20 protein-coding genes are annotated in these 18,923 nt (G+C 63.9%); 16 read left to right on the top strand and 4 right to left on the bottom strand.

The features are described from left to right. Nucleotides 1-239: 239 nt before the first annotated feature. From BLW17_RS16305 to BLW17_RS16275, 7 genes are all read left to right on the top strand, one after another. A complete protein-coding gene (locus BLW17_RS16305) occupies nucleotides 240-989 on the top strand; it encodes a DNA-methyltransferase (protein ID WP_231572722.1) in 750 nt (249 codons plus the stop codon). 8 nt (nucleotides 990-997) lie between these two features. Then, complete coding sequence (locus BLW17_RS16300) at nucleotides 998-1,462, top strand: BglII/BstYI family type II restriction endonuclease (protein ID WP_036731533.1); 465 nt, start codon at nucleotides 998-1,000, stop codon at nucleotides 1,460-1,462. Between the two features lie 14 nt (nucleotides 1,463-1,476). Then, entirely contained in the window at nucleotides 1,477-2,808 is a 1,332-nt protein-coding gene (locus BLW17_RS16295; RefSeq protein WP_139306053.1) for a hypothetical protein, read from the top strand. A 69-nt stretch (nucleotides 2,809-2,877) separates the two neighbouring features. After that, on the top strand, nucleotides 2,878-4,725 hold the full coding sequence (locus BLW17_RS16290) for an SNF2-related protein (protein ID WP_231572723.1): 1,848 nt from the start codon (nucleotides 2,878-2,880) through the stop codon (nucleotides 4,723-4,725). Then, entirely contained in the window at nucleotides 4,722-5,558 is an 837-nt protein-coding gene (locus BLW17_RS17500; RefSeq protein WP_081969064.1) for a protein NO VEIN domain-containing protein, read from the top strand. Before BLW17_RS16290 ends, BLW17_RS17500 begins: the two co-directional genes overlap by 4 nt. Nucleotides 5,559-6,053: 495 nt before the next feature. Then, on the top strand, nucleotides 6,054-7,316 hold the full coding sequence (locus tag BLW17_RS16280) for a site-specific DNA-methyltransferase (protein ID WP_036731539.1): 1,263 nt from the start codon (nucleotides 6,054-6,056) through the stop codon (nucleotides 7,314-7,316). Further along, nucleotides 7,313-8,638, top strand: a complete 1,326-nt coding sequence (locus BLW17_RS16275) for a site-specific DNA-methyltransferase (protein ID WP_036731541.1) — start codon at nucleotides 7,313-7,315, stop codon at nucleotides 8,636-8,638. The genes BLW17_RS16280 and BLW17_RS16275 overlap by 4 nt, the downstream gene beginning before the upstream one ends. 641 nt (nucleotides 8,639-9,279) lie before the next feature. Here the strand turns inward: BLW17_RS16275 and BLW17_RS16270 are convergent. From BLW17_RS16270 to BLW17_RS16255, 4 genes are all read right to left on the bottom strand, one after another. Continuing rightward, on the bottom strand, nucleotides 9,280-9,855 hold the full coding sequence (locus tag BLW17_RS16270; protein ID WP_036731543.1) for a DUF3489 domain-containing protein: 576 nt from the start codon (nucleotides 9,853-9,855) through the stop codon (nucleotides 9,280-9,282). A 96-nt stretch (nucleotides 9,856-9,951) separates the two neighbouring features. Further along, complete coding sequence (locus BLW17_RS16265; protein WP_028030960.1) at nucleotides 9,952-10,179, bottom strand: hypothetical protein; 228 nt, start codon at nucleotides 10,177-10,179, stop codon at nucleotides 9,952-9,954. Between the two features lie 111 nt (nucleotides 10,180-10,290). Next, nucleotides 10,291-10,512 (bottom strand): hypothetical protein, encoded by a 222-nt coding sequence (locus tag BLW17_RS16260; protein ID WP_028030959.1) that lies wholly within the window; start codon nucleotides 10,510-10,512, stop codon nucleotides 10,291-10,293. A 13-nt stretch (nucleotides 10,513-10,525) separates the two neighbouring features. Then, a complete protein-coding gene (locus BLW17_RS16255) occupies nucleotides 10,526-10,720 on the bottom strand; it encodes a DUF6900 domain-containing protein (protein WP_028030958.1) in 195 nt (64 codons plus the stop codon). Between the two features lie 123 nt (nucleotides 10,721-10,843). On the opposite strand from BLW17_RS16255, the gene BLW17_RS16250 reads away from it, so the two are divergent. The 9 genes from BLW17_RS16250 to BLW17_RS16210 all read left to right on the top strand — a co-directional run bounded on the left by BLW17_RS16250 (nucleotide 10,844) and on the right by BLW17_RS16210 (nucleotide 18,892). Further along, nucleotides 10,844-11,380: a hypothetical protein gene (locus tag BLW17_RS16250; RefSeq protein WP_036731546.1), complete on the top strand. Its 537-nt coding sequence runs from the start codon at nucleotides 10,844-10,846 to the stop codon at nucleotides 11,378-11,380. Next, complete coding sequence (locus BLW17_RS16245; protein ID WP_036731548.1) at nucleotides 11,328-13,382, top strand: phage terminase large subunit family protein; 2,055 nt, start codon at nucleotides 11,328-11,330, stop codon at nucleotides 13,380-13,382. Before BLW17_RS16250 ends, BLW17_RS16245 begins: the two co-directional genes overlap by 53 nt. Next, entirely contained in the window at nucleotides 13,382-13,594 is a 213-nt protein-coding gene (locus BLW17_RS16240) for a phage head-tail joining protein (protein WP_036706918.1), read from the top strand. Before BLW17_RS16245 ends, BLW17_RS16240 begins: the two co-directional genes overlap by 1 nt. A gap of 2 nt (nucleotides 13,595-13,596) precedes the next feature. Next, a complete protein-coding gene (locus BLW17_RS16235) occupies nucleotides 13,597-15,102 on the top strand; it encodes a phage portal protein (protein WP_036731550.1) in 1,506 nt (501 codons plus the stop codon). Beyond that, nucleotides 15,102-16,412: a S49 family peptidase gene (locus tag BLW17_RS16230; RefSeq protein ID WP_036731552.1), complete on the top strand. Its 1,311-nt coding sequence runs from the start codon at nucleotides 15,102-15,104 to the stop codon at nucleotides 16,410-16,412. The genes BLW17_RS16235 and BLW17_RS16230 overlap by 1 nt, the downstream gene beginning before the upstream one ends. A gap of 70 nt (nucleotides 16,413-16,482) precedes the next feature. After that, on the top strand, nucleotides 16,483-16,863 hold the full coding sequence (locus BLW17_RS16225) for a head decoration protein (RefSeq protein WP_036731554.1): 381 nt from the start codon (nucleotides 16,483-16,485) through the stop codon (nucleotides 16,861-16,863). A gap of 47 nt (nucleotides 16,864-16,910) precedes the next feature. Next, the gene (locus BLW17_RS16220) at nucleotides 16,911-17,933 is read left to right on the top strand and encodes a major capsid protein (protein ID WP_036731556.1); all 1,023 of its coding nucleotides are present in this window, start codon (nucleotides 16,911-16,913) and stop codon (nucleotides 17,931-17,933) included. An 18-nt stretch (nucleotides 17,934-17,951) separates the two neighbouring features. Beyond that, on the top strand, nucleotides 17,952-18,266 hold the full coding sequence (locus tag BLW17_RS16215; protein WP_036731558.1) for a head-tail joining protein: 315 nt from the start codon (nucleotides 17,952-17,954) through the stop codon (nucleotides 18,264-18,266). Continuing rightward, the gene (locus tag BLW17_RS16210) at nucleotides 18,263-18,892 is read left to right on the top strand and encodes a DUF6441 family protein (protein WP_036731560.1); all 630 of its coding nucleotides are present in this window, start codon (nucleotides 18,263-18,265) and stop codon (nucleotides 18,890-18,892) included. Before BLW17_RS16215 ends, BLW17_RS16210 begins: the two co-directional genes overlap by 4 nt. Nucleotides 18,893-18,923: the final 31 nt, after the last annotated feature.

Genomic DNA, 18,923 nt, shown 5'->3' with positions numbered 1-18,923 from the left:
TGCGTTTCGCGCCAGATACCAGATATCGTCTAGGTGCCGCCTCGGTTTTCGTCCTGCCGCACCATTCATGCAGCGTAAAGAATCATCGGAACAAAGACATGCCCTCGAAGCAAGCCGTTGCCCTTGTGCACTCTGACCACAACGATAGTGCCACAATCCACCGCTTGGAACGGGATGCGAAAGCCGAAATCGCTTGCGAGCACAATTTAAAGTTCATGCGCCGTCTGCCTGACGAGTCCATGAGTCTGATCGTGACCTCACCGCCGTACAACATTGGAAAGTCTTACGAAAAGCGCACATCGCAAGAAAAATATGTTGAGGATCAGGCTGCGTGCATTGCCGAAGCCGTACGTCTGCTCGCGCCAAACGGGTCCATCTGCTGGCAGGTTGGCAACCACGTTGACTCAGGCGAGATATTCCCGCTAGACATCCTTCTCTACCCGCTCTTCAAGCACCACGGCCTGCAACTCCGCAATCGAATTGTTTGGACATTCGGTCATGGGCTGCACTGTCAGAAGCGCTTTTCGGGTAGGCATGAAACGATTCTATGGTTCACCAAATCTGAGGACTACACGTTCAACCTAGATCCTGTCCGCATCCCCTCGAAGTATCCGAACAAAAAGCACTTCAAAGGTCCGAACAAGGGCGAGCTTTCCAGCAATCCTCTTGGAAAGAACCCTTCCGATGTTTGGGATATTCCCAATGTCAAATCCAACCACGTTGAAAAGACCGATCATCCTTGCCAGTTCCCCATCGGGCTGGTGGAGAGATTGGTGTTGGCTTTGACAAACGAAGGCGAGAGCGTCCTCGATCCTTATCTTGGCGTTGGTTCGTCCGCGATTGCAGCGTTGAAGCATGGAAGACATGCCTACGGCTGCGATCTCGATAAAGCCTATGTCGATATTGCATGGGATCGTATTCACCAGCTCCGCGCAGGTACGCTCCGCACCCGCCCGATGAACAAACCCGTCTATGACCCCAATGCTTAGTAGGATCCATGAAGCTCGCATATACCTACGAAGATCATCACAGCGCGGGTGCCGAATGGGATCGGCGTGACCTGAAAGAATGGCTCACGGACGTTTTTGAAGCGCCCGCAGTCAAGATCGCGCCGCGATGCACGCCCGATATTCGAACGCATGTGGAAACCGAGTTCCTGAAAGAAGGGTGGGCGCTAAACGTCAACCTCGACCAGGCGCATGGCCTCAGCGTCTTTGCCATGCAAGACGATCTCGCGTTCCAGCTTCAAACGGGCAACATGAGCCGAGCGCCCTACGATCTCCTGAAGCTCCAATACCTATTTCAAAGCCAGAAGATCGAAGCCGCAGGCATAGCCCTGCCAACAAGAGAAGCTGCAAAGATCATTGGCGATAATATCGCCAACGCCGAGCGCGTTATCAAAGAGCTTGAGCTCTTCGACCGTGTAATCACCGTGCCTATCCTCGTGGTCGCGTTCGAGTAAGAAGGGGGACGCCAGTGACCTACAAAATCAATCTGACACCCCGAGCAGAGCGCGAGGCCATGATCGCCAAGAGGCGAGAAGCGTCGGATGAATTCGGCGAAACTATTTTTGATTTTCGTAGCGACAAGTTCACGCCCAAGGTGATTTCCTTGCCCATCGACGTTCCCGTGTACCGCATGGAAAACTGCCGCACGTTCAGCGCGCAGCAGACGGAGATCGCCCGCGAAGGCCTGGCCAAGGACTTCTTCGAGAAGGGTCAGGAGCTGACCACCGCTCAGCAGGCGCAGCACGAAATCCTGGCGCGGCTCGCCAAGCAGGGCACCGACTCTGTTACCCCAATCATCTCGGTTCTGGAAAAGGACGGCCAACGCGAGACGATCCTCATTACCAGCACGGGTGTTGTCGTTAACGGCAACCGACGCCTTGCTGCTATGCGCGAGCTCATGAAGCGCAAGGATGGATCGCTTGATGATCGCTTCACCAACATCAAGTGTGCCGTTTTGCCGCCAGACGTTACGCGAGACGAAATCGACGATATCGAAGCCGATCTGCAAGCGCGGCCTCAAACGAAGCTCGACTATGACTGGATCGGCGATGCAAGACTGATCCGCCGCCAGGTCGGAAAGAACAGATCCACGAAGGAGGTCGCTGACCGCCTTCGCCGCAGCAAGACCGACATCGAAAACGTCCTGCAAGCGCTGGATGAAGCAGACTTGTACCTCAGCGAGTGGGTCAAGAAGCCTGGCGAGTACGACCTGCTTCAGGACGGGCAGCAGATATTTGGGGATCTCCCCAAAGCTATCGCCAAGAAGGACGCGAACCTTCAGAACGCAAGCCGCGCGATTGCGTGGTGTCTCTATGAAAACCGCGACAGGATTAGCGGGCGTGTCTACCGCTTTAATGCGGCGTTCGGCAAGCTGGCACCCCAAGTGCTGGAAATTATGGAAGATCAGCTTGAGCTGCCCGCCGCCGATGATGACGATCAAGTCGATGACGATGATTTCGCCATCGATATCGACAATGACGGCGACAGCAAAGACTACACGCCCATCATCCAGGTGCTGCGTGACGAAGATACCAGGGACGAAGCGATCACCACTTTGATCGAGGCCTGCGAGACAGCCATTGAGCTCGACAAAGGTCAGAAGAACGAAGAAGCCGCGCTCAAGGCGCTGGCGCAGGTCAACTCCAAGATCACGGGCATCGACATCAGTTCCGCAGGAACGCCGACTTTGCCAGCCATCCTCAAGCAGATTGGATCGATCCGCAAAGGTCTCGACAAGATCGAGGCCGCGATCCAAGCGCGCCAGGACGGTGTTGCTGCCGATGATGACGGGGAGGAGTAAGCCTGCGTGAGCGATACCCCAACAGCCGTAACCGTTCGATATAATCCAGATCACACAGGCACTTTCACAGTGCCTGACGACGCGCTGGAAACCCCCATCTGGTCGCGCCTGAAGCTGGCGATTCGTACGAAGAAGCTCGATCACACCGTTGCTGGCGGCGCGATCAATCTGTCTTGGCCAGACACGCTTGGCGTGGTGCGAGAGCTTGGCAGCAAGGCCAACCAGATAAGCCTGAATTTCCGCTTCAGACCCGAGGGTGAGGCCGAAGGCAAGTTGCGCGCGTTCGCTGTGCAGATACGCAAGACACGCGAGCTACGCAGTCAGATAACTGAAGTTCTCAGCACGGATGAGATCGAAGCGCGGCTTAAAGACATGGGCTTCACCAAGCGGGAACTCCGCGACTTCCAGCTTCGAGACCTTTCTCACCTTCTCGCACTCAGCAACGGTGCAAACTTTTCTGTTCCTGGCGCTGGAAAAACTACGGTGACATTCGCGCTGCATATGCTGACGCGGCGACCTGGACATCACTTCATTGTCGTCGCGCCGAAGGCGGCTTTTCAGGCCTGGATGGACATTGCTGACGAGTGCATGATTGAAGATGCCCCAGACGGCGGCTCTGAACCTTTCACGCTCTTGGTCGGTTCTGAGGAAGAAACCCGAAAAGCGCTTCGGTCGGGGGCGACGCGGTTCATCATCTCCTATGACATGGTGATCCGTCACCAGGGTTTGCTGGCTTCACATTTCGCCACCACGCCGACCCATCTTGTACTTGATGAAGCCCACCGCATGAAGGCGGGCTGGCAGTCTCAGCGCGGCGCGTTCTTTCTCCGAACGGCAGATGACCCCATACGGCGCGATATCCTTACGGGAACGCCAATGCCGCAGGCGGCATCCGATATGGAGTCGCAGCTCGATTTTCTCTGGCCTGGACACGGCTACGGCCTCGAAATCTCGCACGGAAAATCTCCGCGTGAGGTTCTCGGTAATCTTTATGTCCGCACGACCAAGACCGAGCTAGGCCTTCCACCCGCCGAGCGGCACTTCATTGATATCAGCATGGATTCGGGGCAACTCGCCCTTTACTCCATCGTCCGCAACGAATTCCTGCGCAACTATTCAAAGCAGATATCGCGCGGCATGGGTGACGCGCAGTTCCTGAAAGCACGGCGGTCGGTCATGCGCCTGCTTCAGCTCTCCGTTAATCCAACCCTCGCGCTCAGCGCGATGGCCAATGATGACGTCAAGGTGGACTCGGCCATTGTCGATCAGGTGCTCGATGAAGGCCACTCCGCGAAAATGCGGGCAGTCATGGATCATGCCTATGCACTGGCGAGGGACGGCAAGAAGTGCGTGATCTGGACGATCTTCACCGACACGATCCACAGTTTCGTCTCGGCGCTTGCCGACCTGAACCCCGTCTACATCCATGGCGGAGTTCCGTCAGGCCTGCCTAGTGATCCTGAAACTAGAGAGGGACGGATTCGGCGCTTCCACGAAGACCCAGGATGCTTCGTCCTCGTGGCAAATCCTGCTGCAGCGGGTGAGGGCATAAGCCTCCACACCGTCTGCCACAATGCCATCTACGCCGACCGCAGCTACGTTTCGACCCATTATCTTCAATCCATCGACCGCATTCACCGCCTCGGTCTGGCACCCGACGAAGAAACCCACATTCACATCTACCGCTCCAAGGCACCGCCCGTCATCGGCAGCATCGACATGTCGGTCAGTCGCCGCCTTGTTGAGAAAATCCGCAACATGCAGCAGCTCCTTGACGATCCTGATCTCCACGAGATCGCCTTTGACGAAGAAGAGGCCGCCGATCCGCTCGACTATGATGTCGAGCTCAAGGATATAATCGACCTCATCGCGGAGATGGAGGGTACAGCACCGGACGTTCCGCCGGAGGTCGAATGACCGCGGCGATCTCTACCGAACGTGTCTTCTCGCTGCCGTGCTTCGAAGGACTTCGCCTGTTTCGCAAGTATCGGGCAAGTCATCCAGAACTTCCGCTCACCGATCTGCTTGCGCTAATCGAAAGCGTTGAAGCAGACGCACACAGCCTGGATATGGAAGCATCTGTCTACCTGTCCGGGCTCGTCGAGAAAGACTGCCCGCTCGACGGCCATCTTTTCTACCAGACCTGCATCAAGGGTGTCTTGATAAAGCACCAACCGATTTGGGCAAAGCTCATGCGCCAAGGCCGTAAGCGCTTCGTCAAAAGGCTTGACCGCAACGATCAAGATGTTTTCGCAGCTGCCGGTCTGATGGAGAGCCCGACGCCACTCCATGTTGTTACCTGGTGGGATTCGGTTTCAGGCTATGCACGCCTGCTCACAGATCACGAAAAAATGGAGCAGGGACGCGCTGCAGAAATCCTTTCGCTGGAACATGAGCGCAAGCGCCTCAAGGACATCGGTATTGACCGGGAACCGGAATGGCCAGGTTTTGATGACAACTTTGCAGGTTACGACGTGCTTTCCTACGATAACAGCAAGGGCGGCATTGCGAACAGGCTCATTGAAGTCAAGTCCACTACGATCTCTCCCATGCGCTTCATTGTGACACGCAATGAATGGAACAAGGCAGTTCAGGCTGCCGACGCTTACATTTTCCATATCTGGGATATGAATCAAGCACCGCCAGTGTTGCACACTCGAACAGTGGCGGAGGTTGCCCCTCACATCCCGACAGATAGCGGGAAAGGATCGTGGAAGAACGCAGAAGTTCCCGTCCTTAACCAAGCATAGATCATCCAGCAGAGATCGAATACGGAAAGCACGGTAGATAGACACTCTGAGACAACACATCACTTCCCCACATGTATTCAGTCTGTACCGAGCAAACATCCCCCTCCTCTGGTTCCTCCCCGGCCCCGAACGTATGCGGGGGGGCGCAGCGCGGCGGTTCGCTAGCGTGAGGCATTTTCACCGGGGAAGCCAGGCGGAAGCCACCTTGCGACCTGATGCCGGAATTCGTGAGTCAGATCAGCGGCTTGCGGAATCGCGATCTGGCAGGGGTGGATTCCCGGCGGGAAGCTAGGGAAGCCACCTTCGGGGAAGCCAGGTGGCCAGAAGCCACCCCGAAAAGCCAATTCGTTAGAAGCTGTTGAATCCGCTTCACTTTTCGGGTTGACAGACCTGCCCCCATTGACCTACCCCTTGATCATCGAAGAAATTGCGCCCGGAGGAACCCCCTCGCGGGCGCTTTTCATTTCCCCTCCCCCACATCCCGAGCCCTATCCCATGGACCTCGTCTTCGCGCCGAGCCAGGTAGAGTCCTGGCCGATTGCCCGGCTGCGCCCGTATGCCCGCAATGCCAAGATGCACGGCGACGACCAGGTGGCGAAGATCGCTGCCAGCATGGCCAAGTTCGGCTGGACCGTGCCCTGCATGGTGGCCGACGACGGCGAACTGATCGCGGGCCATGGACGGGTGCTGGCGGCCACCATGCTCGGGCTGACCGAGGTGCCGGTCATCCGGCTCAGCCATCTCGACGAGGCCGAGCGCCGGGCCTACCGGATCGCCGACAACAAGCTGACGGAACTGGGCGAATGGGACGAAGCCCTGCTGCGCGACGAGATCGCGGGGCTGCTGGCTGAGGATTTCGACCTGACGCTCTTGGGCATCAGCGACGATGACCTCGACGCGCTTTTGCGGGATCCCGACGCGCTGGGCGACGATGGTCCGGTCGAGGGCGAGGACGATGTGCCCGAACTTCCGGTCACGCCGGTGTCGGTGCCGGGCGACCTGTGGCAACTCGGCGCGCACCGTCTGATCTGCGGCGACAGCACTGCGGCGGATGTGGTCGGACGGCTGCTCGGGGATGTACGCCCCCTGCTGATGGTCACCGACCCGCCCTATGGCGTGGAGTATGATCCAAGCTGGCGCAATCAGGCGGGCGCGGCCAAGACGAAACGCACCGGAAAGGTGCTGAACGACGACCGCGCCGACTGGCGCGAGGCATGGGCGCTGTTTCCCGGCGACGTCGCCTATGTCTGGCACGGCGCGCTGCATGCCGGGACCGTGGCGGACAGCTTGACCGCAGCAGGTTTCGCGATCCGGTCGCAGATCATCTGGGCGAAGGACAGGCTGGTGCTCAGCCGCGGCGACTATCATTGGCAGCACGAACCCTGCTGGTATGCGGTGCGCGCCAAAGGCAAGGGCCATTGGGCCGGGGACCGCAAGCAGACCACGCTCTGGCAGATCGCCAACCGAGATCAGGATGCAGACACGGTCCACGGCACGCAGAAACCGGTCGAATGCATGCGCCGCCCGATCCTGAACAGTTCCAGCCCCGGCCAGGCAGTCTACGAGCCTTTCATGGGATCCGGCACCACCGTGATCGCGGCCGAGACGACGGGGCGTGTCTGCTTCGGGATCGAGTTGAACCCGGCCTATGTCGACGTCGCCATCGAGCGCTGGCAGTCCTTCACGGGCGAGGAGGCTGTGCTGGCGGAAACCGGCGAGACCTTTGCCGCCCTCAAGGCCAAGCGGCTCGCGGCATGAACGCGCCCCTCCTGCCCGGCCGGATCGAGCATTGGCCGCTGGGCCGCCTTCGCCCCTATGCCCGGAATGCAAAGACCCACGATGCCGATCAAGTGGCGAAGATCGCCGCCAGCATGGCCGAATTCGGCTGGACCGTTCCTTGCCTGGTTGCCGCGGATGGCGAGTTGATCGCGGGCCATGGCCGCGTCCTGGCCGCTGCACAGCTCGGGCTGGCGGAGGCGCCAGTCATCGTGCTGGGCCATCTGACCGAGGCGCAGCGCCGAGCCTACCGGATCTCCGACAACAAGCTGACCGAACTGGGCGGGTGGGACGAGGCGCTCCTCCTCGAGGAATTGCGGGGCCTTATGGCCGAGGATTTCAACCTGGGGCTGATCGGCATCCCCGAGGACGAGCTGGACGCGCTGCTGCATGACGCCGACGATCGTGCGCCCATCGACGATGACACCGCGGATACCATCCCCGAGGCCCCGGCCGAACCGGTCACCCAGCCGGGCGACATCTGGGCGCTGGGCGATCATCGGCTGATCTGCGGCGATGCAACCGACCCCGCCGTGGTGGCGCGGCTGATGGACGGGGCGCAGGCGTCGCTCCTCTTCACCTCCCCGCCCTATGCCCAGCAGCGCGACTATGGCGCGGCGAAGGAGAAGGTCGGCGATTGGGATGCGCTGATGCAAGGCGTCTTCGCCGCGGCTCCCGTCACGGCCGACGCCCAGCTGCTGGTGAACCTCGGCCTTGTCCATCGCGATGGCGAATGGATCCCGTATTGGGAAGGCTGGCTCGACTGGATGCGCGCGCAGGGCTGGCGGCGCTTCGGCTGGTATATCTGGGACCAGGGGCCCGGCCTGCCCGGCGACTGGAACGGGCGGCTGGCACCGTCGCACGAGTTCATCTTCCACTTCAACCGCCAGCCCCGGAAGCCGAACAAGACAGTGGAGAGCAAGCACGCGGGCGAAACCCTCGGCGGCGGTGGGCTCCGCGGGGCCGACGGCATGGTTCATCGCAAGACCGGTTTCGGCAACGCGATCCAGAGCCACCGCATCCCGGACAGCGTCTTCCGCATCATGCGCCACAAGGGCGGTCTTGGCGCCGCCGGGTCGCACCCCGCCGTCTTCCCGGTGGCGCTGGTCGAGGCAGTGCTGGAAGCCTTCACTGATCCAGGCGACCTGGTGTTCGAGCCATTCTGCGGTTCCGGCACCCAGCTGATCGCCGCCGAACGCACCGGGCGGCGCTGCTGCGCTGTGGAACTGGACCCGGTCTACTGCGACGTCGCTGTACGACGTTGGGAGATGGCGACGGGAAGAGAAGGCGGTCTCGTATCATGAGCAGCGGAGACTTTGATTGCCTGAAAGTTGCTGCACGCGATACGGTGCGCTTGGACAATTTCAAGCGGATGTAGGGCATGCCACGTAACTCTCTGCCAAGGGCCCGTATACAGGGTAATCTCGACGGCCTCTGCGGGGTCTACGCAGTCGTCAACTCTGTGAGAAACTTGAGTCCGAAAAGGTTGAATGGCGAAGATGAAAGGAAGCTATTCCGGCAACTGATTGCCAAGTTGGGAGAAGAGGATCGTCTGGCAGATGCTCTTTGCAACGGAATGACAGTGCAACCCCTTGGTCGACTGATTGACTCAGCCAGTGAATTTCTGCAGGGCAACCGGGGTCACCGCCTCAGCCGCCAACTCGCATTTCGCCAAACGCCTGAAGGTCTCCAGCAATTCTGGGAACTCATATCTTCGCATCTGTCCGATCATGGACCGGGGTCGGTGATCTTGGGCTTAGGCGGAAAGCATGACCACTGGACCTGCATCAGCACGATGAGCGAGCACACTATTACCCTTATCGACAGCGATGGAATTCGCCGCCTCCATCGAAAGCACTGTACCGTCTCGGATGCTAAGGCCGGCAGACATCATGTGCTTTGGCCGACCCAGACATACGTCTTGCACGTCGAAGCCCAAATTTGATCAACTGCGATATTGGCAACTGGGAAAGAGGGTGTACACCGTCCCCCTACCCTCGACCTTCTCCGCGGCGATGGGCAAACCCAGCTTCTTCTTCAGCGCCCCCGAGATGCAGCCCCTGACCGTGTGCGCCAACCATCCGGTGGCCTCGACCATTTCGGCGACCGTCGCCCCCTCGGGCCGCTGCAGCATGGCAATGATCTGCGCCTGCTTGGTGCCAGCGCGGATGGCGATGGGTTTCGTGGTGGCTGTGGCGTCGGGCGCGGGTTCCGCCTTGGGCTTCGCCCTCCGCACGCTGGCGACGGCGTTGGCCACCACCGGATCGATCCCGATGGCCTCGAGCCCGGCCTCGGTCGCGATCAGCGTGGTGCCGTGGCCGTCGCCGGTTTCGCGCCACATCGGCTCGCCGCGCCGCAGGTCTGCCTCGACCTCCTCGAGCCAGCCGCGAGCGATCATCTTGCCGACAACCATCTTGGCGGCGGCGCCGACCAGCCCCTCGGGCAGCGGCAGGGCGAGGTTGCCGGGCCGGGTGGCAGCGCGGGACAGGATCAGGGATTGGGTGTCGGACGGGGTAGTCATCGGGGCCTCCGGGCGCTTGGGCGCGCGCAGTGCGCGCCTTCTACTGAGGCAAGCCCCGCCATCCGGACGGGGCGGCCATCGCGCGGGTTGGGCGCGTCAAGCGGCGTGTTCGCCTTCCTTGAAGGCACTGTCGGTAATCTGGCGCAGCAGGCCCGCGTAGTGCGTCAGCGTCCCGACATGCCCCCAATGGATCTCGTCGGGTTGGGTTTCGAAGTGGTCGTCGCTGAGGGCCTTCAGGCGCTCCAGCATGGTGTCGATCTCGGCCTTTGCAGCGATGAAGGCGTCGAGGGCCTTGGAGTTGTCGGTGGCGCGGCGGGTCGTCATGGAAGGGCGTCCTTCGGTGAGTTGCATCGTCTTGGTGCCGACACCATCGCTCTGTCGGGCGGATGATCGTAGGCAAATCGGAGCAATATCAGTGCTTTCTGATCGCTCCCGTCAGATCAGCTGCATCTCGGCCAGCGTGCGGCTGGCGGCGCCCAGCTGGGCGGTGGGCAGTTCGATCTTCAGGTGCGAAAGGACGTCGGACGCCTCGGCCGGGATCCCGCTCTCGCGCAGCGCCTGCTCGATGACTTCGGCGATGGCGTCGGGGCGGGTCAGATCGAAGCCGTCGGGAAGGGCGGAATAGTCGATGCGGATGGTGGTGATGGCCATGGTCATGTCAACGGCTCCCTCAGCGCTTGGCCGCAGCGAGGCCCGCGGCATAGGCCTCAATCAGGGCGGCGCGGATCGACCAGACGGCGACGTCGTGGAAGTCGAGCCCATCGCTGTTCCGGGTGTCCAGCGTCTCGACGAAGAAGTGGCGCTTGGCGATGTCGAGCATGAGCGCCTCGGGCGCGGCGGGGGCGGGTTTGGCGGTTGCGGTCATGGTCTGGCCTCCGATCCAGGGGTGAGTTCCTGATCGCAGAATCGCTCTGGAGGGCAAGGCAATCAACCGGATTGATTGTCTTTTCCTGTTTATTTTCAATATCTTGATGGGATTCACAGCGCCATGAAAGGCATGAGCGAACGCGAGTACGCGGCCCATTCTGGCCTGTCGCGCGGCGGGGTGCAGAAGGCACGCAAGAACGGGCGACTGGTGGTGCATGACGACGGGTCGATCAACGCCGCGGCCTCGGATGTGCGGCGGGCGGAGATGACGGACCCGGACCAGCAGCGGCGCAGCCTGGGTGGCGAAACCCTCGCCAGCGGTGCGGGCGAGACCTCGTCCTACATCAAGGCCCGGACGCTGCTGACGGTCTATGCCGCACAGGACAAGCAGATCGCGGTCCAGAAGAAAAAGGGCGCGCTGGTCGACCGTGCGCGGGCGGAAACACTGGTGTTTCGGCTGGCGCGGCAGGAACGGGACGTCTGGGTCACCTGGCCCGGACGGGTGGCCGCGCTGATGGCGGCGCAGATCATGGCGGAGGTGGAACGGCAATCCGGGGCATCGGTGACGATCGAGACCGCGATCATGCAGAGGGTGCTGGAAGCCCATGTCCGCGAACAGCTCGACGCCCTCGCCGACCTCCGGGTTTCCCTCGGGTGACGATGATCGGATCGACAACGACCTGACGGCCGGCCTCGACCTCGGCTTCGACGGCGCCGAGGATCTGCTCCGGGTCTGGCGGCAGGGGATGCGCCCCGACCCCAACCTGACGGTGTCGGAATGGGCGGATCAACACCGCTGGCTCAGCTCGCGCGCCTCGGCCGAGCCGGGCCGGTACCGGACGGCGCGCACCCCTTACCTGCGCGAGATCATGGATGCGCTGTCGCCCGGCCACCCGGCGCAGCGCATCGCGTTCATGAAGGCGGCGCAGGTCGGCGCGACCGAGGCCGGCAACAACTGGATCGGCTTCGTGATCCACCATGCCCCGGGCCCGATGCTCGCCGTTCTGCCCACGGTCGAGATGGCGAAGCGGTCGTCACGCGGCCGAATCGACCCGCTGATCGCCGACAGCCCGGCGCTGCGCGAGAAGGTCAGCCCGGCGCGGTCCCGCGATGCCGGGAATTCGATGCTGTCGAAGGAATTCCCCGGCGGCATCCTCGTGCTGACCGGCGCGAATTCGGCGACCGGCCTGCGGTCGATGCCCGCGCGCTATGTCTTCCTCGACGAGGTCGACGCCTATCCGGCCTCAGCCGACGAGGAAGGCGATCCGGTCACGCTGGCCGAAGCCCGCACCACCACCTTCTCGCATCGGCGCAAGGTGTTCATGGTGTCGACCCCCACGATCCGGGGGCTGTCGCGCATCGAGCGCGAGTTCGAGGCGTCCGACCAGCGGCGCTACTTCGTCCCCTGCCCGCATTGCGGGACGATGCAATGGCTGCAATTCGACCGCCTGCGCTGGGCGAGGGGCCGGCCGGAAACGGCGGCCTATCACTGCGAGGGTTGCGAACGCCCCATCGCCGAACACCACAAGACCGAGATGCTCGCCCGCGGAGAATGGCGGGCGACAGCGGTTTCCAAGGATCCGAAGGCCATCGGGTTCCACCTCTCGGCACTCTACTCGCCGCTCGGGTGGAAAAGCTGGTCCGACGTCGCGCGGGAATGGCTGGCGGCCCAAGGGTCGGACGAGACATTGCGCGCAGCGCGCAACACGCTTCTGGGCGAGACATGGGTCGAGAGCGGCGACGCGCCGGAGTGGCAACGGCTGGCGGATCGGCGCGAGGCGTGGAAGCCGGGTACCGTGCCTGTGCCGGGGCTGTTCCTGACCGCTGGGGCGGACGTCCAGAGGGACCGCATCGAGGTCGATATCTGGGCCTGGGGCCGGGGGCTCGAGTCCTGGCTTGTTGATCACATCGTCATTCCGGGCGGGCCTGACGATCCGGCCGCATGGGACAAGCTGACCGCCTTGCTCGGCCGGTCGTGGCAACATGCCAACGGCGCCTTCATGACCGTGGCGCGGCTCGGCATCGACACCGGATATGAGGCCGCGGCGGTCTATGCCTGGTCGCGCAAGGTCGGGTTCGAGCAGGTCGCGCCGCTGAAGGGGCTCGAGGGCTTCAACCGGGCCGCGCCGGTTTCGGGGCCGACATATGTCGATGCGACCATCGGCGGGAAGCGCTTGCGCCGCGGTGCGCGGCTCTGGTCGGTGGCAACGGCGACGTTCAAGGCGGAGACCTACAGGTTCCTGCGCATTGAACGGCCGTCAGATGAGGACCGGGCGCTGGGCGTCCTCGATGCGCCGGGCACCGTCCACATCCCTGGCTGGGCCGACACCGAATGGCTGAAACAGCTGGTGGCCGAGCAGCTGGTCACGATCCGCAACAAGCGCGGCTATGCCCATCAGGAATGGCAGAAGATGCGTGAACGGAACGAGGCGCTGGACTGCCGGGTCTACGCCCGCGCCGCGGCATGGATCCTTGGCGCAGACCGGTGGGACGAAGCCACCTGGCGGCGGCTGGAAACTCAGGCGGGCGTGGAAACGCGCATGCCCACGGCCGTCGCAACGGAAAGTTCACCACCCGATCCGGCCCAGCCCAAGGCCGGAACCCTGACCACGCCGCGCCGGAAACGGCGGGCCTACACCCCGAACTTCATGAGGGACTGATGGACTTGGAACGCATGCAGGCCCTGCTGACCGCACTGCAAGAAGCCCGCTTCGCCGGGCTGCGCAGCGTCAGTTACGACGGCAAGACCGTGACCTATGGCTCGGACGCCGAACTGGCTGCGGCGATCCGGGATCTGGAAGGACGGATTGCCACCGCCTCTGCCACGCCGCGTCGCCGCCGCTGGGGCACGGTCGCGACGAAGGGTCTCTGACCATGGTGCTCGACGCCTTCCGTGCGCGGCTCGGGTCCATCATCGGCGGGTTCGACGCGGCGCAGTCCCACCGTCGCATGCGCGGGTTCCGGGCCACCCGGGCGCATGTGAACACGCTGATCGCCGCCTCCGGCGAGACCATCACGGCCCGCGCCCGCTGGCTGGTCAAGAACAACGGCTATGCCGCGAACGCCGTCGACGCCTTCGCCAACCATGTTGTCGGCGACGGCATCAAGCCCTCGTCGAAGATAACTGTGGCAGCGAAGAAGGAGGAGTTGCAGAAGCTCTGGCTCGCCTGGACGGACGAGGCCGACGCCGAGGGGCTGACCGACTTCTTCGGCTTGCAGCGCCGGGCGGCGCGGGAGGTATTCCTGGCAGGCGAGGTGTTCTTGCGCATCCGCACCCGGCGTCCCGAAGATGGTCTGACAGTGCCGATGCAGTTGCAGATGCTGCCCTCGGAAATGCTGCCCCAGGACATGATCCGCGTTCTGCCCGGTGCCGGGTCGATCCGGCAGGGGATCGAGTTCGACGGCATCGGTCGGCGTGTGGCGTACCACTTCCTGCGCCGCCACCCGGGCGACATGACCGATCCGGGGCTGGCCGGGGAAACGGTGCGCGTGCCCGCGTCCGAGGTGATCCACATTCTGGACCCGGTCGAGGCGGGCCAGCTGCGCGGGGTGTCGCGCTTCGCCGCGGCAGTGGTGAAGCTGTTCACCCTCGATCTCTACGACGATGCGGAATTGGAGCGGAAGAAGACCGCGGCGATGTTCGCGATGTTCATCACCTCGCCCGCCCCGGAAACCGCCCTCGACCCGGTCGAGGACGATCTGGAGGTGGAACCGGGCCAAGTGGTGCGGCTGGATCCGGGCGAAGATGTCACCACGCCATCGACGCCGGATTCCGGGTCCACCTACGAACCCTTCCAGTACCGCACGCTCCTGCAGATCGGCGCGGCGCTGGGCGTGCCCTATGGCTATCTGACCGGCGACACGGCGAAGGGCAACTTCTCGAATACGCGGATCGCGCTCGTCGATTTCCGCCGCCGCATCTCGGCCTTCCAGCATTCGGTGATGGTCTATCAGCTCTGCCGGGCGGTCTGGACGCGCTGGATGGATATGGCCGTGCTGGCGGGCGCCATCGATCTGCCGGGCTATGCCACCGACCGGCGTGCTTATCTCGCCTGCGACTGGCTCCCGACGAAATGGGACTGGATCGACCCGGCCAAGGATGCCGCGGCCGAGATTCTGCAGATCGAGGCAGGTCTCAAATCCCGCACGCAGGCCATCGCCGAACGGGGATACGACGCAGAGCAGGTGGACCGCGAAATCGCTGCGGAACGCAAACGCGAGGCGGAGTTGGGCCTGGACTTCCGGCGGCCGGGGTCACCGGCGCAGGCAGCCGGTGGCAGCAGCGAGGATCAGGGCGGCGAAACGGGCCCTGACAAAGAGGACCAGCGCGAGAATGACGAGGGTGAGGACCGTGATCCCCGGCCCGCGGAGGACGCATGATGCACCACACTCAGATCGCCCAGCGCGTCTTCAACACGCCGCTGATGGTCGATCCCGCCAAGGCGCTGGCTTTCCTGACCGGGCTTGGTCCGCGGATCACCGGGCGGGAGATCAGTGTCGAGGGGCTGGAAATCGCGGCCGAAGACGGGAATGCAGTCGCCCTGCCCGCCCGCGCCTCTCTCTTCGGCGATGACCTGACCAGCCGCCAAGTGCGGAACGGAAGCCAGCCCTTCGCGGTCGTCGACGGGATTGCCGTTATCGAGATCGCGGGCACGCTGGTGCATCGCGGCGCCTGGATCGGTCAATCCTCGGGGCTGACCTCCTACGAGGGGATCGCGGCCCAGCTGCAGGCGGCCGTCGCCGACCCCTCCATTCGTGGCATTGCCCTGGACATTGACAGCTTCGGCGGCGAGGTCGCGGGGGCCTTCGACCTCGCCGACCGCATCCGCGCCGCGCGCCAGGTCAAGCCTGTGCAGGCTTTCGTCGCCGATCACGCCCTCTCGGCCGCCTATGCGCTGGCTTCGCAGGCCGACCGGGTCATCCTGCCCCGCACCGGCGCCGTCGGCAGCATCGGCGTCGTGGCCATGCACAGCGACATGAGCGGCGCGCTCGACCAGAAGGGCATCGCCGTCACGCTGATCCACGCTGGCGCTCGCAAGGTCGATGCGAACCCTTACCAGCCCCTGCCCGAGGCCGTCCGAGCCAGGATCGCGGGCGAGTTGGAAGACCTCCGCCAACTCTTTGCCGAGACCGTCGCCGAGGGCCGCGGCCAGCGCCTCGACACCCAACGCGCGCTGGGCACCGAAGCCGCCGTCTTCCGCGGCGAGGCGGCGGTTTTTGCCGGTCTTGCCGACGAGGTGGCCGATCCCGTCACCGCCTTCCGCGCGTTCACCGCCGCACATCGCGGCACAATCACCCCCAGAGGAAAGGGCTCGATGATGACCACCGCCCCCGAAGACCATGCGCAGCCTGCGGTCGCGCCTGCTGCCAGCACGCCGCAGGAACCAACCCCGCCCGCGGCAGTCGCGCCGGTGCAAACCACGGCGGCCGCGATGTCACCCGAAGCGATCCGCGCCGAGGCGGCGGAGGTCGCGCAGGTCTGCGCACAGGCCGCACGCCTCGGCATCCAGATTGATGCCGCCGACGCCGTCGCCAAGGGCGTGAAGCCCGAGGCCCTGCGCGCCAAGGTCCTGGCCGATCTCGCTGCCCGCAGCGATGCCGCGGGCATCATCGCCACGGCCCCCGCGCCCGGGGCCAAGGAAAGCCCCATCGTCGCGGCCGCCAAGAAATCCGCCGCCGCCTCGCGCTGATACCGGCGCGGACCACCCCGCGCTGCGTCATCGCGCGGCGCACCCCCACCAACATCCTGGAGACTGAACCATGCCCGTCCTGACGGAACCGCCCAGCATGGGCGACGTCCTCAAATACGAGGTCAACCCGAACTACACCCGCGAGGTTGTGACGCTCCTCGCGGGCCTGCCCTACCCCGTCGGCTCGGTGCTCGGGAAAATCACGGCCAGCGGCAAGTATACCCTGTCGCCCGCGACCGGGGCCGACGGGTCGCAGGTCGCCACGGCTGTCCTGCTTTACGCCGTCGACGCCACGCTGGCCGATGCCACGGGCATTGTGCTGGTCCGCGGTCCCTCGATCGTGTCGCGCGCAGCCCTCGCCTACGGCGCAACGGTCGATGACGGCACCAAGATCGCCGCGAAGCTCACCCAGCTGGCCGCCGTCGGCATCGTCGCCCGCGACGGCGTCTGACGCTGCCTACCCGGCCGCGCCCATCCCCTCATCCCCCGGAGCATCCCATGACCCTCGTCCGCAATCCCTTCGACGCTGGCGGCTATTCGCTGGCCGAGATGACGCAGGCCATCAACATCCTGCCCAACCTCTACACCCGCCTCGCCCAGATCGGCCTCTTCCGCTTCGAAGGCGTCAGCCAGCGCTCGGTCATCATCGAACAGTACGAGGGCGTCCTGAGCCTTCTGCCCTCCGTTCCCCTCGGCGGCCCCGCCACGGTCGGCACGCGCGAGGGCCGGTCCATGCGGTCCTTCGCGCTGCCGTGGATCCCGCATGACGACGTGGTCCTGCCTGCCGACATCCAGGGACAGCCCGCGCTGGGCGCCTTCGACGCGGCCGATCCCCTCGTCGAGGTGATGAACCGCAAGCTGCTGCTGATGCGGCGCAAGCATGCCCAGACCCGCGAATACATGGAGATGAACGCGCTCCGCGGCATCGTGAAGGATGGCGCGGGCACTACCCTCTACAACTACTTCACCGAGTTCGGCCTGGCGCAGATCTCGGTGGACTTCGTGCTGGGCACCGCAGGCACGAACGTGCAGGGCAAGGTCCGCGAGGTGCTGCGGGCCATCGAGGACAATCTGCTGGGCGAGGCGATGACCAGCGTCCATGCGCTGGTCAGCCGGGAGTTCTTCGACAAGCTGATCGCGCATCCGAAGACCGAAGAGGCCTACAAGTTCTACGCCTCGACCGGCGCGCAGCCCCTGCGCGAGGATGTGCGGCGCAACTTCCCCTTCGCCGGGATCCTCTTCGAAGAGCACTCCGGCACTGTCACCCTCTCGACCAAGGCCACCGAACGGCTGGTCCCGGCGAACGAGGGCATCGCCTTCCCCTTGGGCACCATGGACACCTTCACCACCTATGGCGGCCCGGCGAACCTGCTGGAAACCGCCAACACCATCGGCCTGCCCCTCTACGCCCGCCAGCATCTCGACGAGAAGGGCCGCTGGATCGACGTGATGACCGAGGCCTCGATCCTGCCGGTGAACAAGCGGCCGCGGCTTGCGATCCGCCTGCACACCTCGAACTGACGCCGGGCCGCAATCGTCATGTCCGTCTTTGCCGCCGCCATGGACCGCATCTTCAGCCATGCCTCCATGGCGGCCCCGGCCCTCTGGATCTCGGCCACCACCTCAGAGGAACGCCAGATCCGCATCATTCGCCGCGCCCCGGATCGCGTGACCGACTTCGGCGCGGGCCGGTTCGTCAGCGACACCATGGTGGTGGACGTGCGCGTGGTCGACCTGCCCGCCCCGCGCCCGGGCGACGTGATCGTCATCGGTGCCGACAGCCATGTCATCCAGGGGGAACCCCTGCGCGACCGCGAACGGCTGATCTGGACCCTCGATCTGAGGCCAGCATGAGGCTGAAGCTGGAAATCAGCCCCGACCTCGCCAACCTGATGCAGGCGGAAATCGCCGCGGGCGAAAAGGCCGTCACCACCGCCATGCGCGAGGCGGGCGCGGGCCTGAAATCCGCCTGGCGCGGCCAGATCACCGGCGCGGGCCTCGGCACCCGGCTCGGCAACTCGATCCGGCTCGCCACCTATCCCAAGGGCGGCGAGAGCCTGAACGCCGCGGCGCTGGTCTGGTCGAACGCCCCGGTGATCGTCGGCGCGCATGATGCTGGGCCGCTGATCCGGTCGCGCAACGGGTTCTGGCTGGCCATCCCCACCCCGGCCGCAGGCAAATCCACCCGCGGTGGCCGGATCACCCCCGGCGAATGGGAACGCCGCACGGGACTGCGGCTGCGGTTCATCTATCGCCGCCTGGGTCCGAGCCTGCTGGTGGCCGAGGGGCGGATTAACAGCAAGGGGCGCGCTGTGGCGTCACGGGCGAAGTCCGGCCGCGGGCTGACCACCGTGCCGATCTTCCTCTTGGTGCCGCAGGTCAAGCTGCCCAAGCGGCTGGACCTCGCGCGGGATGCGGAGCGGGCCATCGACGGCGTGCCGGGCCGGATCGTGGCGGGGTGGGTGGAGGTTAGGATATAATGCAGCACTGACGGCGCGCATGGCCACTCCC

This window comes from Paracoccus sanguinis (assembly GCF_900106665.1).
Taxonomy (GTDB): Bacteria; Pseudomonadota; Alphaproteobacteria; order Rhodobacterales; family Rhodobacteraceae; genus Paracoccus; species Paracoccus panacisoli.
This window is presented reverse-complemented; position numbering and strand designations above follow the sequence as displayed.

Coding starts and splice junctions, on each gene's coding strand:
- BLW17_RS16215 (WP_036731558.1), top strand. CDS start 17,952: ATGTCCGTCTTTGCCGCCGCCATGGACCGCATCTTCAGCCATGCCTCC.
- BLW17_RS16305 (WP_231572722.1), top strand. CDS start 240: ATGAGTCTGATCGTGACCTCACCGCCGTACAACATTGGAAAGTCTTAC.
- BLW17_RS16220 (WP_036731556.1), top strand. CDS start 16,911: ATGACCCTCGTCCGCAATCCCTTCGACGCTGGCGGCTATTCGCTGGCC.
- BLW17_RS16255 (WP_028030958.1), bottom strand. CDS start 10,720: ATGACCGCAACCGCCAAACCCGCCCCCGCCGCGCCCGAGGCGCTCATG.
- BLW17_RS16275 (WP_036731541.1), top strand. CDS start 7,313: ATGAACGCGCCCCTCCTGCCCGGCCGGATCGAGCATTGGCCGCTGGGC.
- BLW17_RS16240 (WP_036706918.1), top strand. CDS start 13,382: ATGGACTTGGAACGCATGCAGGCCCTGCTGACCGCACTGCAAGAAGCC.
- BLW17_RS16260 (WP_028030959.1), bottom strand. CDS start 10,512: ATGACCATGGCCATCACCACCATCCGCATCGACTATTCCGCCCTTCCC.
- BLW17_RS17500 (WP_081969064.1), top strand. CDS start 4,722: ATGACCGCGGCGATCTCTACCGAACGTGTCTTCTCGCTGCCGTGCTTC.
- BLW17_RS16300 (WP_036731533.1), top strand. CDS start 998: ATGAAGCTCGCATATACCTACGAAGATCATCACAGCGCGGGTGCCGAA.
- BLW17_RS16210 (WP_036731560.1), top strand. CDS start 18,263: ATGAGGCTGAAGCTGGAAATCAGCCCCGACCTCGCCAACCTGATGCAG.
- BLW17_RS16225 (WP_036731554.1), top strand. CDS start 16,483: ATGCCCGTCCTGACGGAACCGCCCAGCATGGGCGACGTCCTCAAATAC.
- BLW17_RS16245 (WP_036731548.1), top strand. CDS start 11,328: ATGTCCGCGAACAGCTCGACGCCCTCGCCGACCTCCGGGTTTCCCTCG.
- BLW17_RS16280 (WP_036731539.1), top strand. CDS start 6,054: ATGGACCTCGTCTTCGCGCCGAGCCAGGTAGAGTCCTGGCCGATTGCC.
- BLW17_RS16230 (WP_036731552.1), top strand. CDS start 15,102: ATGCACCACACTCAGATCGCCCAGCGCGTCTTCAACACGCCGCTGATG.
- BLW17_RS16235 (WP_036731550.1), top strand. CDS start 13,597: ATGGTGCTCGACGCCTTCCGTGCGCGGCTCGGGTCCATCATCGGCGGG.
- BLW17_RS16265 (WP_028030960.1), bottom strand. CDS start 10,179: ATGACGACCCGCCGCGCCACCGACAACTCCAAGGCCCTCGACGCCTTC.
- BLW17_RS16270 (WP_036731543.1), bottom strand. CDS start 9,855: ATGACTACCCCGTCCGACACCCAATCCCTGATCCTGTCCCGCGCTGCC.
- BLW17_RS16250 (WP_036731546.1), top strand. CDS start 10,844: ATGAAAGGCATGAGCGAACGCGAGTACGCGGCCCATTCTGGCCTGTCG.